The organism is Haliea sp. (genome assembly GCF_040221975.1).
Taxonomy (GTDB): Bacteria; Pseudomonadota; Gammaproteobacteria; order Pseudomonadales; family Halieaceae; genus Haliea.
In genome coordinates this window covers 195,524-211,961 of the sequence record NZ_JAVJWR010000023.1, presented here as the reverse complement: position 1 = coordinate 211,961, position 16,438 = coordinate 195,524, and the positions used below count along the sequence as shown (strand labels likewise).

The following is a 16,438-nucleotide window of genomic DNA, read 5'->3' as shown; positions in this document are numbered from 1 at the left end:
ATTCGCACGGCAATGAAATTCGTCACACTCCCTGGGTCCGGCTATTGTGTGCCAAGGAATCCTCAGGCCAGCAGGGCTGGCAGCGCTTCCAGCAGCGCATCGCACTGCTCATCAGTGCCCACGGTAATGCGCAGATAGTCGGCAATCCGCGGCTTGTCGAAGTAGCGTACAACGATGCCCTGCTCCCGCAGCGCCAGAAAGATGGCCTTCGCGTCCCGTCCGGGTCCCGGAGTGGCAAAGACAAAGTTTGCGGCCGAGGGCAGCACTGAGAACCCGAGTGCTGCCAGCCCCTCGGTCAGGCGAGCGCGGGTGGCGATAACCTTGCGGCGGCAGTCCTGAAACCAGTCCTCGTCGGCCAGGGAGGCAATGACCGCGCGCTGGGCGATGGCGTCCAGGGGGTAGGAGTTGAAGGAGTTCTTGATCCGCTGCAGACCATCGATCAGCGGCGCCTGGCCAAAGGCCATGCCGACGCGCAGGCCGGCGAGTGCGCGTGACTTGGAGAGGGTCTGCACGACCAGCAGGTTGGCGTAGTCGTTGATCAGTGTGACTGCGGAGTCGCCGCCGAAGTCGATGTAGGCCTCGTCAATGACCACCACACGGTCCGGGTTGTCCTGCAGCAGGCGCTGGATATCCGCCAGCTCGAGCACGATGCCGGTAGGGGCATTCGGATTGGGCAGGATAATGCCGCCATTGGGACGGGCGTAGCCAGCCACGTCAATGGTGAAATTGTCGCGCAGGGCAATCTGCTCGAACGCAATGCCGTAGAGCTCACACCAGACAGGGTAAAAACTGTAACTTATGTCGGGGAACAGCAGTGGCTGCTCCTGCTGCAGCAGCCCCTGGAAGACATGGGCGAGAACCTCGTCGGAACCGTTGCCCAGAAACACCTGCTGCGGATCCAGTCCATGGTACTGGGCCATGGCCTCGCGCAAGGCGCTGGATTCCGGATCGGGGTAGCGGCGCAGGGCCTCGCCATCGATGCCTTGAATGGCCACCAGCACCTGCGGTGATGGCGGGTAGGGAGCTTCATTGGTATTCAACTTGACCAGGCGCCGGTGCCGCGGCTGTTCGCCGGGCACGTAGGGCGTCAGGCGCCGGGTAAGTTCACTCCAGAAGCGGCTCATGCACAATCCTGTGGTCGGCACAGTGCGGGAAGCGCGGTATTCTACTTGAGCACTACCGCTTTGCAAGCTGCCATGCGGCTGGCCGCCCTGGGGCCGGCAAGGCGAAGCTGGCGCTCTGGAGTACCGCGTCAGTACTTGAACAGTGTATCCAGAACGACGCGGTCATAGTCACGGCCGGTACCGAAGGCATTTTCACCCGACTCGTTGTCAACGAAGACCGTCACGCCCAGATGCCACTGCTTGTCGATGGCATAGGTACCAAACAGCTTGTGGCCGCGAATGTCGGCGCCGCCACCGGCGACGTTGGAATCGCGCAGCAGACCCAAGACGGCGTCGGCCTCCACCCGCTCGTATTGATAGCCAAGGTCCCAGCTGCCGGCGCCATCGGCCTTGCCCAGCCGTGTTCCGGCGATCCAGCCGGTGTCATGATCATCCGCGTCCAGGTTCTGCACATAGTGCGCGTACACTGCCAGCGGCCGCGGCAGGCCGCGCCAGGTCAGTTCGGAGAACAGCTCCAACTCCTCGAAATCGGTATTGTAGGTGCAGCGACCATCGCCGTCGCAGCTGAAGCTGTTGCCGGAGAAATCATCGCGGTCGCCAAAGAAGACGGTTTCACCCTGCACCGGAATATCCAGATACCCGGCACCGGCTGTCAGCCCCAGATCTTCCCCCAGACCAAGGGTAAACCCGGACTGCACGCCGTAGTAGAAAGTGCGGTTGGCGCGGTTGCTGTCGCTCTCCAGGGCAATGGCGGCGGCGTTGAGGAACAGGCCGCTGCCCGACCAGCCCAGGGCTATGCCTTCCGGCGTGTAGTCCGAGTCCCAGAGCAGGCCGGAGCCCTGGGGCCGGTAGAAATTGTTCTTCATCTTGCCGCCGCTCAGGTAGGCGCCGTCGAAGGGCGTCCAGGTGGCATAGGCCCGATCCAGGAACAGATCCTTGCTGCTGCCACCGCTGCCCAGGGTGGTATTGCCGGAGGACGGCGACTCATTCCCCGCTGCGATCCGCAAGCCCACCTCTACCGCGTTGGGCAGTTGCGCGACAAAGCCCGCGCGCGCGCGCAGACGATGCCGACTGCGTACATCCCGGGCTGCCACGTCGATCTCCTCATAGCGGTAGCGGAAGTCGCCACTGAGGCGAATCCTGTCGGACCAGTGGTCCGCGGGACGGGAGGGCGTCGCGACCGGCGCGCGCTCAAGCCTGAGCTCGGAGACTGCGCTGGCGGTGCTTTCACGCAGCTCGGCGTTTTCCTGCTCCAGCGCGCTCACACGCTGCATCAGCGCTGACATCTGCGCCTTCATCTGTTCAAATTCGGCTTCGCTGACGGCGGCCCGGGCGTCGCCCGCGGCCACAGCGCTGGCCAGAACGGCCGCCCATGCTGCCGTCGCCACTCCTGTTTTACTCATGGATAGTCCTCACCCGTCACTGTCAGCGCGCTTGCGCGTGACATTTATGTGTCATTATTACTTCTTTTTTATGACAACATTATGACAGGTGAATACACGATAACCTAGTGTCGATCCTCAACCTGATTCATCAGCTCATCGGGCTCCACGTGGCGTACATCCAGTCCCCGGACCAGATAGACCACGTTTTCGGCGATATTGCAGGCGTGGTCACCCACGCGTTCCAGACTGCGCAGCGCCCACATCTGCCCCAGCACGGGACCAATAGTGCGTGGATCCTCCATCATGAAGGTCACCAGACTGCGCATCGCCGTGGCATACTCGGCATCCACGGAGCGATCGGCAATCACCGTGTCCACCGCCATATCGACATCCAGGCGCGCAAACGCATCCAGCGCATGCCGCAGCATCTCGGCGACATGATTGCTGATATGCCGTATCTCGACAAAGCCGCCACCGCTCGATGCCGGTTCCTCGGAAGCCTTTACCGCCTGCCGGGCAATCTTGCTGGCTTCGTCACCAATCCGCTCGAGATCGGTTGTGACCTTGGAAATCGCCAGCACCAGGCGCAGGTCGCTGGCCGCCGGCTGCCGCCGTGCAAGGATGCGGAAGCACTCCTCGTCGATACTGATTTCCATATCGTTGACTTCCTCATCGCCGGCGACGACTTCTGCTGCCAGCCCGCTGTCGCGGTTGAGGAGGGACTCCACCGCCCGACCGATCTGCTGCTCGACCAGACCGCCCATTTCCAGCAGGTGGTTCTTGACGGCATCCAGTTCGGCATTGAACTGGGCTGAGATGTGTTGCTTGTAGCTATCCTGATTCAGCATGACAATGTCCTCAGCCGTAACGGCCGGTGATGTAATCCTCGGTCTGCTTCTGTTCCGGGTTGGTGAACAGCGTATCGGTGTCGTCGTATTCAATCAACTTGCCCATATACATGAAGGCTGTCATGTCCGACACCCGGGCTGCCTGCTGCATGTTGTGGGTCACGATCACAATGGTGTAGCGGGATTTGAGCTCGTAGATCAACTCCTCGATCTTCAGCGTGGAGATCGGGTCGAGGGCCGAAGCTGGCTCATCAAGCAGCAGCACCTCGGGTTCCACGGCAATGGTGCGGGCGATCACCAGACGCTGCTGCTGTCCCCCCGACATGCCCAGGGCACTCTCGTGCAGCCGATCCTTGACCTCTTCCCACAGGGCTGCAGCGCGCAGGGACTTTTCCACCACTTCATCCAGGATGCGCTTCTTGTTAATACCTTGAATCCTCAGACCGTAGGCGACGTTCTCATAAATGCTCTTGGGAAAGGGATTGGGCTTCTGGAATACCATGCCGATACGCCGGCGCAGGGCTGCGACATCTACCCGACGATCGTAGACATCCTCGTTTTCCAGCAGCAGCCTGCCATCGACGCGGCAGCCATCCACCAGGTCGTTCATGCGGTTGATGCAGCGCAGCAGACTGGATTTGCCACAGCCGCTGGGGCCGATAAAGGCCGTCACCCGCTGGCGAGGGATTTCCAGATTGATATCGAACAGGGCCTGTACACTGTTGTAGAACAGGTTGAGGTTTTCCATTCTCAGGCTGGTTTCTGCGGGGCCGGCCTGGCCCGAAGGATGGGCCTGATCGCGCTTCAGCGCCTGCATGTCGAGAGCATGGGTTTGCATAATGGGTTCCTGTCTAGTGTTCCAGCGACTTGTAGCGTTCCCGCAGGCGGTTGCGCAGGCTCACGGCGGCGAGGTTCAGCAGCGCGATAATCAGTACCAGCAGAAATGCCGTAGCATAGACCAGGGGCCGCGCTGCCTCCACGTTGGGACTCTGGAAGCCTACATCATAGATGTGGAACCCCAGGTGCATGAACTTCTGGTCCAGATGCAGATAAGGGTAATTGCCGTCCAGCGGCAGGGTCGGGGCCAGTTTCACCACCCCCACCAGCATCAACGGAGCCACTTCCCCCGCAGCCCGCGCTACTGCCAGAATCAGGCCCGTCATCATTGCCGGGCTGGCCATGGGCAGTACCACCCGCCAGAGGGTCTCCGCGCGGGTGGCTCCCAGCGCCAGCGAGCCTTCGCGCAGGGCCTTGGGAATTCGCGACAGGCCCTCCTCCGTCGCCACAATCACCACCGGCAGAGTGAGCAAAGCCAGAGTCAACGAGGCCCACATCAGGCCCGGCGTGCCGAAGGTTGGCCGTGGCAGCGCCGCCGGGAAGAACAGCTCGTCAAGTTCACCACCGACGAAGTAAATGAAGAATCCGAGGCCAAACACACCGTAGACGATGGACGGCACCCCGGCCAGATTGTTGACCGCGATGCGGATAGTGCGGGTGACGAAGCCCTGGCTGGCGTACTCACGCAGGTAGACTGCTGCGACCACACCAAAGGGAGTAACAATGATGGACATCAGGATCACCATCAGCACCGTACCAAACATGGCGGGATAGATACCGCCTTCGGTATTGGCTTCGCGGGGCTCGGTGGTGAGAAATTCCCAGAGTCGCTCAAAGTACATCCCCACCTTGGCCACAAGACCCATGGCATTGGGCTGATAGGCGCGCACCACCTTGGCAATGGGCAGGGTCACCACCCGGCCATCGGCGAGCTCGGCACTGTAGCTGTGGTCCTTGATGCTGTCATAGAGCACATACAGCTCTTCCTGCAGCACACGAAAGCGGGCTTCCTGCTCGGCCCGCTCGCTGGCGAGGTCCGCCGCGGCCGCCGCATCCAGCGCCCCGTCCATCTCCAGTCTGCGCTCGCGCAGGCGCAGGCGCTCCAACTCGTAGTTGATCGCGCCGATATCCACCCGCTCGATCTGGCGAATCTGCTCTCGTACCGCGTCGGTCTCGGTGACAAGATCCTGTAGCGCCTGCCAGGTAGCTTCCGGCCCATCGGCGGCCACCGTTACCTCTGGCCCATTGAAGCGGCTGACACCGCGCAGATAGCCGTAGAAATTACCCCATTCCAGGCGCTCTACCACCACAACATCCTCGGGCCAGCGACGCTCACCAAACTGCTCGTTGAGCAACCAGGTGAAATCGGTGCCGAGGAAGTCGCGGTTGCCCTGCTTGAGTAGAGTGCGCTGGTAGAACGGACCCGGCCCCTGCAGCTCAATGCCTGCACCCTCCAACTGGGTGCCGACTACTTCGACCTCCTCCACAACCTCGCCCAACAACTCCCGCGACTGGTCTTGGTAGCTCACCGTTACTGCCAGCACATCGGCCGGCCAGAAGTGGCTGAGGCCACGCACGGCGAGCAATAGAAGCAACCCCACGACCGCAATCACGCTGATACTCACGGCAGCGCCGTTGAGCCAGATCAACGGCTCACCGCTGCGCAGCCAGGACTTTACCCCCGGAGAGCGATCGCTGTGCAAATCCTGTTCATTGATCATCTTCATCACAGGGACCCGTATTTGACCCGCAGCCGCTGCCGTACCAGTTCGGCGATGGTATTGACCGCAAAGGTGAACATGAACAGTACAAAGGCCGCGAGGAACAGGACCCGGTAATGGGTGCTGTTCACTTCCGCCTCCGGCACCTCTACCGCAATGTTGGCCGACAGCGTGCGCATGCCCTCGAAAATGTTGACGTCCATGATTGGCGTATTGCCGGTGGCCATCAGCACGATCATGGTTTCACCCACCGCCCGCCCCAGGCCGATCATCAGGCCGGAGAAAATACCCGGGCTGGCCGTCGGGATAACAACGCCAACCAGGGTCTGCCAGGGCGTGGCGCCCAGGGCGAGACTGCCGTAACTCAAGTGCTTGGGCACAGAAAATATGGCATCCTCGGCGATGGAGAAAATGGTGGGGATCACCGCCATGCCCATCGCGATGCCCACTACCAGCGCATTGCGCTGGTCAAAGGATATTCCCAGCTCCGTGGTGATCCAGCGGCGCATATCACCGTCGAACAACAACAGCTCGAAAGTGTCGTTGGCGGCAAAACTCAGGTAGCCGATAAGGATTACCACGGGGATCAACACTGCCGCATGCCAGCCCTCCGGCACCCAGGAACGGATGGCGATCGGTAGCCGGGACCAGAGGAAGGCAAACAGCAGCACGCCCAGCGGCAGGGCCAGCATGAGAGTCACCACCGCAGTCAACTTGTCCTCGATAAGCGGCGCCAGCCAGAGGCCCGCGAGGAAGCCCAGGATCACCGTGGGCAACGCCTCCATCAACTCGATCAGCGGCTTGATCTTGCGGCGCAGCGGGGCGGCCATGAAGTAAGCCGTATAAATTGCGCCACAGATTGCCAGGGGAGCAGCGATCATCATGGTGTAAAACGCGGCCTTTAGCGTACCAAATGCCAGCGGGGCAAAACTGTACTTGGGTTCGAAATCAGTATCGGCAGAGGACGATTGCCAGACATGCTCAGGCTCATCATAGCTCTCGTACCAGACCTTGTCCCAGAGCGCAGACCAGGAAATATCCGGGTGTTCGTTGTGGATCCGCCAACTGCGCAGGCCACCATTGCTGTCCACGTACACCAGTGCGTCTGCCCGTGGCGAAATCGCCGCCGCGCCCTCGCCCAGGGGCAGAGCGTCCTGGCTCAGCAGACGCCGGTGGGCGGTAGTATGGTAGATCTGCAGCTCACCCTTGCGCCCGAGGGCCAGGAAGCCCTTGCGGCGCTGTTCCGTCACCAGTTCACTGACGACGATGCCATCGGTATCAAACTCGCGAATACGCTGCAGGTAATTCCCGCCCTCCCCGTCGCGCACCATGAAGAATTGCGCCAGCTCTCCGCGGTCGGAAGCCGCCAGCAGGGAAATACCCCCCAGCAGCATGGCGCTGGTGGAGAGGTGCCCACCACCAGTGAACAGCTGGCCCTGACTGGCCAGCTGCAAGTAGCCGTTGCTGTCACGCTGTCGCAGGTTGAGCACGGTGAAACCACCTGCGCTGTCCAGCCGAAACAGCCAGCGCAAATCCTCGTCAATATGGATGGCGGCGGTGGTACCGCCCATGGCGGGGACCTTCAGCTCCTCCCGGGTCAGGGACACTGCACCTGTGATAAAGTTCTCGTCGCGGTTGACCCGGTGCACCCGCAGTTCTCCCGCCTGGTTCAGGGCCGCAACCACCAGCCCTTCATCCGTTTCGCCCACGGCCAGCTCTACCACCCGCACAGGACCAAAATTCAACTCAAGATCCGGGTAGTGACGCTCCAGCCTGGGGGTAACAACGCGTTCGCCGCCCGGATAGGTCAGCCGATACTCGTGGCTGTGCATGGAGAAATTACCGGACGCGTGGGCCAGCGCGAACAGCCGGCCTTCGGCTCCCTCTGGCGCCACCGCGGTAACAGCGCCGAACTCCGGGGCAAGCTCTTCCCGCAATACCAGCTCGCCGCTGTCAAGGCCAAAAAAGCGTCCACTGCCGTCGGCAAAGACGCCAAAGCCCAGCTCTGTCTGCTCCTCAACCGCCAGGTGCAGCGGCGCCTCCGCGAAGGGAGAGTCAACTGAGGCGCGCGGTTCCATGCTCGCATTGCTGAACAGGGGCAGAATTTCGTAGAGCAGGTAGAAGAAAATCAGCAGGATGGCAATCAGCACCCCGGCACCGCCGGTCGTCACGGCGATGGTCGCCATGCGGTCCTTGAAGTGACGCCACCGGGGAGAAAAGGGCGAAACGTGCTCGCTTAATTTGGCCAAGGGTGCGACTCTCGCGTGTAGGGGTACATAAACCGGGCAGCCACCCAGGGTGCGGCTACCCGGCAGGGGCAGTAATGCTTACAGATCGAGTTGCTTGCGATAGCGTTCCACGACCGCCGCTGGAAGCGGGATGTAGCCGTCTTTCAACACCACTTCCTGACCCTGGCGTGAAAATACCATCTTGATGAATTCGCGCTCCAGCGGTGACAGCGGCTGGTTCGGATTCTTGTTGATATAAACATACAGGAAGCGCGCCAGAGGATAGCTGCCATTGATGGAGTTCTCCCCATTGGCCTCAACCGGCGCCTCCTCTGCGCTTCTGCTGATCGGTACGGTGCGGACGCTGGATGTCCGGTAGCCGATACCCGAGTAGCCGATACCGTTGACGGATGTTGACACCGATTGCACTACCGAGGCGGATCCGGGCTGCTCATTGACACTGTTCTTGAAGTCACCCTTGCACAAGCCGACACTCTTGAAATAACCGTAGGTGCCGGAAACCGAGTTGCGACCGAACAGTTGCATGTCACGATCTTCCCAGGCGCCGTCCAGGCCCAGTTGGCCCCACTTGCTGATATCCGCAGCAGCACCACACTTGCGGGTGGATGAGAACACGGCATCCACCTCTGCGATCGTCATGCCGGTAATGGGGTTATCCTTGTGCACGTAAACCGCGAGGGCATCAATGGCCACTGGCACCGCCGTTGGCTTGTAGCCATGACGAGCCTCGAAAGCCTCGATTTCCTGGTCGCGCATGTCGCGACTCATGGGACCGAAATTCGCGGTACCCTCGGTCAGCGCCGTCGGCGCCGTGGATGAACCGGCGGCCTGAATCTGGATATTGACATTGGGATACGCGCGCTTGAAGTCTTCCGCCCAGAGGGTCATCAGGTTAGCGAGCGTATCGGAGCCAATGCTGGACAAATTGCCCGACACACCGCTGGCAATTTCATACTCACGCAGGTCGGCGTCGAGTTCCGCAAATGTTGCGCTCGCAAGACCGATACCTGCGACCGCAACGGCGGTCTGGAACAGATTCTTGATCGACATGTGGGGCTCCCGTTTGTTGAAACGTTACGTCGCACACAGTAAACGCCGTATGTGACAATATTATGACAAGTTTGTGTAGGAGAACGAAAACTGCCTCCCAAAACCGCTACCCCGGAAAAACCAGGGTAAATACGCTCCCCACCCCGAGGGTACTCTCTATATGCAGCTCCGCCCGGTGCGCCGCTGCCACATGCTTGACTATGGCCAGACCAAGACCGGTACCACCAGTGGCTGAAGAGCGGCTGTCATCCACCCGGTAAAAACGCTCGGTCAGGCGCGGCAGGTGGACCGCATCAATACCCATACCCCGATCCTGCACCGAAAGCAACAAGTGCTGCCCCTCCCGCCGCCAACGCACTGTCACAATAGTGTCATCTTGGCTGTATTTGAAGGCATTCAACACCAGATTGGACACTGCGCTGTGCAGTTCCCGGTAATCTCCCGCCACCTTGTCGGCGGTCTCCAGCTGCAGAGCAAGTTGGCGGCCGGGATGGGAAGTCTGCAACTCGTCCTTCAGTTCCTCCAGCAAGGCGCCAATATTGACCTGCTCGCGCCGGGGCTGGGTGCGCACGCTTTCGATTCGGGAGAGCCACAGCAGGTCCTTGAGCAGCGTTTCCATCCGCGCCGCCTGCTGCTGCATTTGCTCCAGGGGCCTGCGGAAGCGGGGCTCGAGCTGGCCGGCGTTGGCGAGAATGGTTTCCAGGTAACCCTTGATGACCGTCAACGGCGTGCGCAGTTCATGCGAGACGTTGCCGACAAAATCGCGACGCATCTGCTCCAGCTTGGCCTCCTTGGTGACATCCCTGACGAACACCAGTCGGTCGCCGCCGCCAAATGCAGTGACGGCAAACTGCAGGTACTGCACGTGCTCGCCCTTGAGCGCCACCTGCAGCGGATTGTCAAAGGCCGCGGCGAGGAAATAACGATGAAACTCGGGCAGGCGCACCAGATTGAGCAGGGCCTGCCCGCGGTCGGCGGGATAGCGCAGCCCAAGCAACCGCTCTGCCGCTGTGTTGCTCCACTCAATGGCACCGGTACCGTTGACCATGATCGCACCGTCATGCATGGAAGACAGGGAACCCTGCAGATAGTCGAGCCGCGATTGCAGCTGCGCCTGCCGTTCCTGGCCCGCACGCTGCAGCTGGTACAGGCGGTCGTAGATGACACCCCAGATTGCGGGAGCCTCTGGCGGCTCAACCGAGGTATCGGCCAGCCAGCTCAGCAGGCGTTGCAGCTGGTACAGCCAGCGCGCCAGCAGTGCCAGCAGTACCAGCGCCAACACCAGCCAGGGGAGGCCCAACAGCCCGCCGACTCCCAGGGCGACAACGGACAGCAAGACCAGCCGACGCAGCTCCACCAGCCAGGCGCCGGCAGCGTTCACCGCGCAGGAACCCCGCGGGCAGAAAACCGGTAACCGGTACCCCGCACGGTCTGGATCAGGTCGCTGTAGTCGGCGGCTGCGGTCTGCAGTGCCTTGCGCAGACGCCGAATATGCACATCCACAGTGCGCTCTTCGACATACACATTGGCGCCCCAGACCTGGTCCAGAAGCTGATTGCGGGAATAGGCGCGCTCTGGATGCGACATGAAAAAGTGCAGCAGATTGAACTCCGTGGGTCCCATATCCACGGGTTGGTCGACAAGGAATACGCGCTTACTCTCGCCGTCGAGTACCAGCTCGCCCACCTGGATCCGGTCCATCTCGTCGCCGCCACTGGCGCGGCGCAGCAGGGCCTTGATGCGGGCGATCAGTTCCCGGGGGGCGAAGGGCTTGGTGATGTAGTCATCGGCGCCCACATCCAGGCCCTGAATGACATTGTCCTCCGCCGTCTTGGCGGTGAGCATGATCACCGGCAGGTCCCGGGTGGTGTCGGTCCGCTTGAGACGGCGCAATAGTTCAAGACCGCTACCACCTGGCAGCATCCAGTCCAGCAACACGATATCGGGGCGCTCATCGACGATCAGGGTAAAGGCATCCTGGATGTTCTCGGCCTCAATGCAGCGGAATTCCGCAATCTCAAGCGCCATCCGCAACATGTCGCGTATGGCGAATTCATCATCGACGATCAGCACCTTGCGTTCATTCATCGGTCACATTTCCCTCATTGGCATTCCACACGCGCCTATTAGATGAGGAAATTGTGACAATAAAGTGACAACGGCGCTTTTGCACGCGGTTTTTACTGTAGGAGCCCGCTGGCCCAGGCCACCCTCTCTGGCCGCTATGCGGCCATTCACCTTGCGGCCCAGGCCACCCTCTCTGGCCGCTGCGCGGCCATTCACCTTGCGGCCCAGGCCACCCTCTCTGGCCGCTGCGCGGCCATTCACCTTGTCTGCGGGCGATGTTATCGCCGACAGAGTCGGCTCCTACACCAGGGTGTGCTGGCCCTCCCCAGGGCTAGCGCAGGCTGGCGTTGATGTTTGCCAGCACCTTGTTGCCGGGACAGAGGTCCTCCTCCGTGAGGCTGTTCAGTGGTCTGCGCGAAGTTTCCAGCACGTCGTGCAGGTCCCGCGAGTCCTTGTCGATGTAGATCAGCCCGGTCAGGATCTGACCCTCCGCCCGGTGGCGCTCCAGTGCCACCATGGCCGAGATCCGGTCAAACGGATCCAGGTCCTCAGCCAGCTTCTCCAGATGCAGGACGGAGCCGTCGTGCAGGGTGACTTCCTGGGTGCGACCCGCGGCATAGCTGGCAGTGATCTCCTCGCGCATGGGCACGAAATCCACCGTACCCGTAGCCTCGGAGTGCTCGCGCACGAAATCGTAGCTCTTGGTGGAACCCGGGTTGTTGTTGAAGGTCACGCAGGGGGAAACCACGTCGATCAGGGCGAAGCCGCGGTGGGCAATCGCCGCCTTGATCAGGGGCACCAGCTGGCCCTTGTCCCCGGAGAAGCTGCGGGCGACGAAGGTGGCACCCAATTGCAGCGCCAGACCCGGCAGATCAATGGCCGAGAAGGGGTTGGGGTCGCCCTTCTTGCTGGCCGAACCTTCATCGGCCGTGGCGGAGTCCTGACCCTTGGTCAACCCGTAGCAGCCATTGTTCATGACAATATAGACCATGTTCAGGTTGCGGCGGACCGCGTGCGCGAACTGCCCCATGCCAATGGAGGCGGTGTCGCCATCGCCGGACACGCCGAGGTAGAGCAGCTCGCGGTTGGCCATGCTGGCGCCACTGACCACCGAGGGCATGCGCCCGTGCACCGAGTTGAAGCCGTGGGACTTGCCGAGGAAATAGGTCGGCGCCTTGGAGGAGCAACCAATGCCGGAGAGCTTCGCAATCCTGTGCGGCTCCAGCGCCAGTTCATGGCAGGCACGGACTATCGCGCCGGAAATCGAGTCGTGTCCGCAGCCGGCGCAGAGGGTGGAAATCGCCCCCTCGTAATCGGCCTTGGTGTAGCCGAGGGCATTCACCGGCAGATCGGGGTGCCTGAACTTGGGCAGCTGGTAGCTCATGATCTGGTCTCCACGCCAGCGACAACGCGCTCGCGACGCAAGGGAGTCACGTTATAGCCCGGCATCTGCAGCAGGATCTGCTTGCGGATGTTGCGGGCACTGATGGGGGTACCGTCGAAACAGAGTACGGATTTCAGCTTGTCCGGGCCGAGTTCGAACTCCGCCATCAACAGGGTGCGCAACTGCGCATCGCGGTTCTGCTCGATGACAAAGACGCGCTCGTGCCGGGCGATGAATTCCTCCACTTCGCTATTGAAGGGGAACGAGCGCACCCGCAAGGCAGCCAGCGGTATGCCGTCCTCGGCCAGGTAGTCGCGGGCCTCCATCGCGGACTCCTCGCTGGTGCCGAAGAACAGGATCGCGGTGTCGGTGTCCTGCTCGCAGGGCGTTTCGATCGGGCCGGGCACCCACTGCTTTATGGTTTCCCACTTGGCCATCAGCCGGTGCATGTTCTTCTCGTACTCTTCGCCCTTTTCGGTATAGACCGCGTACTCGTCGCGGGAGGTACCGCGGGTAAAGAAGGCGCCCTTGGTGGGGTGGGTCCCGGGAATAGTACGGTAACAAATGGCGTCACCATCGACATCCAGATAGCGACCGAACCGCTCCATTTCGTCCAGCTGTTCGGCGCTCAGCACCTTGCCGCGATCGTAGCGGCGGTTGTCGTCCCAGGACAGGGGCGGCGACATATTGTCGTTCATGCCCAGATCCAGGTCGGTCATCAGGATGATGGGGGTCTGCAGTCGCTCCGCGAGGTCGAAGGACAGGGCGCCAAAATCAAAACACTCCCTCGGGGTGGAGGGAAACAGCAGCACCTGCTTGGTATCACCGTGCGATGCATAGGCTGCGGAGAGAATGTCCGACTGCTGGGTCCGGGTCGGCATGCCGGTGGACGGACCTGCCCGCTGGACGTCGAACAGCACCGTCGGGATCTCGGCGAAATAGGCCAGGCCCAGGAACTCGCTCATCAACGACAGGCCGGGGCCACTGGTGGCGGTAAAGGCGCGGGCGCCGTTCCAGCTTGCGCCCACCACCATGCCGATGGCGGCGAGTTCGTCTTCGGCCTGCAGGATCGCATAGTTCCTGCGGCCGGTGCCCGGGTCGATGCGCATCCGCCTGGCATACTTTTCAAACGCGTCTACCACCGAGGTGGAGGGGGTAATCGGATACCAGGCGGCAACCGTGGCGCCACCATAAATGGCACCGAGGCCGAGCGCGGTATTGCCATCGAGGAGGATATTGTCACCGACCTTGTCGGACTTGCGCAGGCGAATGCCGATCGGGCAGTCAAAGTTCTCCGTTGCGTACTGGTAGCCCAGTTCCAGCGCCTGGATATTGGGCAGGATGAGCTTGTCCTTGCCCTTGAACTGGTCCTCCACCAGACCGGTCAGGACCGCAAAATCCATGTCCAGCAGGGCCGCGAGGGCGCCGACGTAAATCACGTTGCGGAACAGCTGGCGCTGGCGCGGATCCTGGTACTGCTCGTTGCAGATCCGGGTCAGGGGAATGCCCATGATGGTCACGTCGCTGCGGATCAGGCGCAGGTCCAGGGGCTTGGTGTTGTCATAGATGAAATAGCCGCCCGGCTCAACTTCCTGGATATCCTGGGGCATGCTCTGGGGATTCACCGACAGCATGATATCCACCCCGCCCCGGCGACCCAGGTAGCCGCGCTCGCTGACCCGCACCTCGTACCAGGTGGGCAGACCCTGGATATTGGAGGGAAAAATGTTCTTTGGACACACCGGCAGGCCCATGCGGAACACGGCCTTGGCGAACAGGTTGTTGGCACTGGCGCTACCGGTGCCGTTGACGTTGGCAAACTTGATGACGAACTCGTTGACGGCTTGCAGCGCTTGCATGATTTATTGCCCCGCTTTGGTAACGCTGTAGAGAAATTTCTGCATGTCCCAGGCGGTGGTCGGGCAGCGTTCGGCACAAAGGCCGCAGTGCAGACACACGTTCTCGTCCTTGACCATGACCCGCTGCGTCGGCAGGTGTTCGGAAACATACAGATCCTGGGCCAGGTTGCCGGCCGGGGCAGTCAGCTGCAGGCGCAGCTCCGGCTCCTCCGCATTGGCGGTAAAGGTAATGCAGTCAGTCGGACAGATATCCACGCAGGCATCGCACTCAATGCAGCGCGGCGCATCGAACACCGTCTGCACATCACAGTTGAGGCAGCGCTCCGCCTCCTTGAACCCGGTACCCGCGTCAAAACCCAGCTCCACTTCAAGCTTGCGGTCGCGCAGGGTTTTCTCCAGCGGCGCCATGGGCACCACATAGCGCTTGTCGCTTTCCACCGCGTTGTCGTAACTCCACTCGTGAATGCCCATTTTCTGGCTCACGAGATTGGTGAAGGGTGGCGGCCGCTGGGCGACGGATTCACCGCGACAGAACAGGTCGATGCTGACTGCAGCCTGGTGGCCGTGGGCGACTGCCGTAATCACGTTCTCGGGGCCAAACGCGGCGTCGCCGCCAAAGAACACTTTGGGATTGGTGGATTGAAACGTTGTCGGGTCGACCACTGGCATATCCCAGTTGTCGAACTCGATATCCAGGTCGCGCTCGATCCACGGAAACGCGTTCTCTTGGCCAATGGCCATCAGTACATCATCGGCCTCCATGAACACCAGGTCCTCGCCGGTGGGTACCAGGCTGCGCTTGCCGTCGGCGTCGTACTGTGCCTCCACTTTCTCGAACAGCATGCCCTTGAGCTTGCCGTCCTCGATAACGAATTCCTTTGGAACATGGTTGTCATGGATGGGGATGCCCTCGTGCATGGCATCCTCCTTTTCCCAGGGCGAGGCTTTCATGTCGGCGAAGGGGCTGCGCACTACCACTCTCACGTCCTCGCCACCGAGCCTGCGCGAGGTGCGGCAGCAGTCCATGGCGGTATTGCCGCCACCCAGCACCAGTACCCGCTTGCCAATACTCTCGGTATGCTCAAAGGCCACACTGGCAAGCCAGTCGATACCGATGTGGACCTGCTTGCCCGCCTCCTCCAGGCCCGGCAGATTCAGGCCCTTGCCGCGGGGCGCGCCGGTGCCGACAAAGACTGCATCGTAGTCCTTCTCCAGCATACTCTTGAGGCTGGTTACTTCGGTGTCGAAATGGGTGACCACGCCAGTATCCAGAATGTAACCCACTTCCTCGTCCAGTACGGAAACAGGCAACCGGAACGACGGGATCTGGCTGCGCATCATGCCGCCGCCGGCGAACTGGTTGTCGTAGATATCGATGCTGTAGCCGAGTGGCATCAGATCCCTTGCCACGGTCAGGGAAGCGGGACCGGCGCCGATCAGGGCGAGGCGCTTGCCGTTCTTTTGGGCCGGGATCGCGGGCAAGCGGGCCTTGATGTCGGTCTTGTTGTCAGCCGCCACCCGCTTCAGCCGGCAGATCGCCACCGGCTCCTCGCCCTTGGCGATGCGACCACGGCGACAGGCCGGCTCGCAGGGACGGTCGCAGGTGCGCCCCAGAATCCCGGGGAACACATTGGACTCCCAGTTGATCATGTAGGCGTCGTCATAGCGCCCGGCGGCAATCAGCCGGATGTACTCCGGCACCGGCGTGTGGGCCGGGCAGGCGTACTGGCAATCGACCACCTTGTGAAAGTACTCGGGGTTCTTGATATCGGTTGGATTCACAGCAAATGCCTGTTTTACATCGTTATGGGTTGGTTTCGCGACCGGTGCGACCTGGGGAAAAGTGTGTCACAAACGCGATATGTTTTCATCTCCCCGGAAGCGCAATTGACTTCCAATCAGCGGCCATTGTGA

12 protein-coding genes are annotated in these 16,438 nt (G+C 61.4%); all 12 read right to left on the bottom strand.

Annotated features, from left to right (window positions below; translation table 11 throughout):
• Positions 1–62: 62 nt before the first annotated feature.
• Positions 63–1,124 carry a histidinol-phosphate transaminase gene (gene hisC, locus RLO07_RS09495; protein WP_462291890.1) on the bottom strand — a complete coding sequence of 354 codons (1,062 nt, stop codon included), beginning with the start codon at positions 1,122–1,124 and terminating at the stop codon, positions 63–65.
• Between the two features lie 128 nt (positions 1,125–1,252).
• Positions 1,253–2,527: a putative porin gene (locus RLO07_RS09490; protein WP_462291889.1), complete on the bottom strand. Its 1,275-nt coding sequence runs from the start codon at positions 2,525–2,527 to the stop codon at positions 1,253–1,255.
• Positions 2,528–2,631: 104 nt separating this feature from the next.
• On the bottom strand, positions 2,632–3,357 hold the full coding sequence (gene phoU / locus RLO07_RS09485) for a phosphate signaling complex protein PhoU (protein WP_462291888.1): 726 nt from the start codon (positions 3,355–3,357) through the stop codon (positions 2,632–2,634).
• A gap of 10 nt (positions 3,358–3,367) precedes the next feature.
• The gene (pstB, locus tag RLO07_RS09480; protein ID WP_462291929.1) at positions 3,368–4,105 is read right to left on the bottom strand and encodes a phosphate ABC transporter ATP-binding protein PstB; all 738 of its coding nucleotides are present in this window, start codon (positions 4,103–4,105) and stop codon (positions 3,368–3,370) included.
• 103 nt (positions 4,106–4,208) lie between these two features.
• On the bottom strand, positions 4,209–5,921 hold the full coding sequence (gene pstA, locus RLO07_RS09475; protein ID WP_462291887.1) for a phosphate ABC transporter permease PstA: 1,713 nt from the start codon (positions 5,919–5,921) through the stop codon (positions 4,209–4,211).
• A complete protein-coding gene (locus RLO07_RS09470) occupies positions 5,921–8,164 on the bottom strand; it encodes an ABC transporter permease subunit (RefSeq protein WP_462291886.1) in 2,244 nt (747 codons plus the stop codon). Before RLO07_RS09470 ends, pstA begins: the two co-directional genes overlap by 1 nt.
• Positions 8,165–8,242: 78 nt before the next feature.
• On the bottom strand, positions 8,243–9,214 hold the full coding sequence (locus RLO07_RS09465) for a PstS family phosphate ABC transporter substrate-binding protein (RefSeq protein ID WP_462291885.1): 972 nt from the start codon (positions 9,212–9,214) through the stop codon (positions 8,243–8,245).
• 106 nt (positions 9,215–9,320) lie between these two features.
• Positions 9,321–10,595, bottom strand: a complete 1,275-nt coding sequence (gene phoR, locus RLO07_RS09460; protein ID WP_462291884.1) for a phosphate regulon sensor histidine kinase PhoR — start codon at positions 10,593–10,595, stop codon at positions 9,321–9,323.
• The gene (gene phoB / locus RLO07_RS09455) at positions 10,592–11,302 is read right to left on the bottom strand and encodes a phosphate regulon transcriptional regulator PhoB (protein WP_462291883.1); all 711 of its coding nucleotides are present in this window, start codon (positions 11,300–11,302) and stop codon (positions 10,592–10,594) included. Before phoB ends, phoR begins: the two co-directional genes overlap by 4 nt.
• A gap of 310 nt (positions 11,303–11,612) precedes the next feature.
• Positions 11,613–12,665: a 2-oxoacid:ferredoxin oxidoreductase subunit beta gene (locus RLO07_RS09450; RefSeq protein ID WP_462291882.1), complete on the bottom strand. Its 1,053-nt coding sequence runs from the start codon at positions 12,663–12,665 to the stop codon at positions 11,613–11,615.
• Positions 12,662–14,524: a 2-oxoacid:acceptor oxidoreductase subunit alpha gene (locus RLO07_RS09445; protein ID WP_462291881.1), complete on the bottom strand. Its 1,863-nt coding sequence runs from the start codon at positions 14,522–14,524 to the stop codon at positions 12,662–12,664. The genes RLO07_RS09450 and RLO07_RS09445 overlap by 4 nt, the downstream gene beginning before the upstream one ends.
• 3 nt (positions 14,525–14,527) lie before the next feature.
• On the bottom strand, positions 14,528–16,306 hold the full coding sequence (locus RLO07_RS09440; protein ID WP_462291880.1) for an FAD-dependent oxidoreductase: 1,779 nt from the start codon (positions 16,304–16,306) through the stop codon (positions 14,528–14,530).
• Positions 16,307–16,438: the final 132 nt, after the last annotated feature.

What these genes read in the sequence shown, in the direction of transcription:
- hisC (WP_462291890.1), bottom strand. Translation starts at nt 1,124, where the DNA reads ATGAGCCGCTTCTGGAGTGAACTTACCCGGCGCCTGACGCCCTACGTG.
- pstB (WP_462291929.1), bottom strand. Translation starts at nt 4,105, where the DNA reads ATGGAAAACCTCAACCTGTTCTACAACAGTGTACAGGCCCTGTTCGAT.
- phoB (WP_462291883.1), bottom strand. Translation starts at nt 11,302, where the DNA reads ATGAATGAACGCAAGGTGCTGATCGTCGATGATGAATTCGCCATACGC.
- phoU (WP_462291888.1), bottom strand. Translation starts at nt 3,357, where the DNA reads ATGCTGAATCAGGATAGCTACAAGCAACACATCTCAGCCCAGTTCAAT.
- RLO07_RS09465 (WP_462291885.1), bottom strand. Translation starts at nt 9,214, where the DNA reads ATGTCGATCAAGAATCTGTTCCAGACCGCCGTTGCGGTCGCAGGTATC.
- RLO07_RS09490 (WP_462291889.1), bottom strand. Translation starts at nt 2,527, where the DNA reads ATGAGTAAAACAGGAGTGGCGACGGCAGCATGGGCGGCCGTTCTGGCC.
- RLO07_RS09445 (WP_462291881.1), bottom strand. Translation starts at nt 14,524, where the DNA reads ATGCAAGCGCTGCAAGCCGTCAACGAGTTCGTCATCAAGTTTGCCAAC.
- pstA (WP_462291887.1), bottom strand. Translation starts at nt 5,921, where the DNA reads ATGAAGATGATCAATGAACAGGATTTGCACAGCGATCGCTCTCCGGGG.
- RLO07_RS09450 (WP_462291882.1), bottom strand. Translation starts at nt 12,665, where the DNA reads ATGAGCTACCAGCTGCCCAAGTTCAGGCACCCCGATCTGCCGGTGAAT.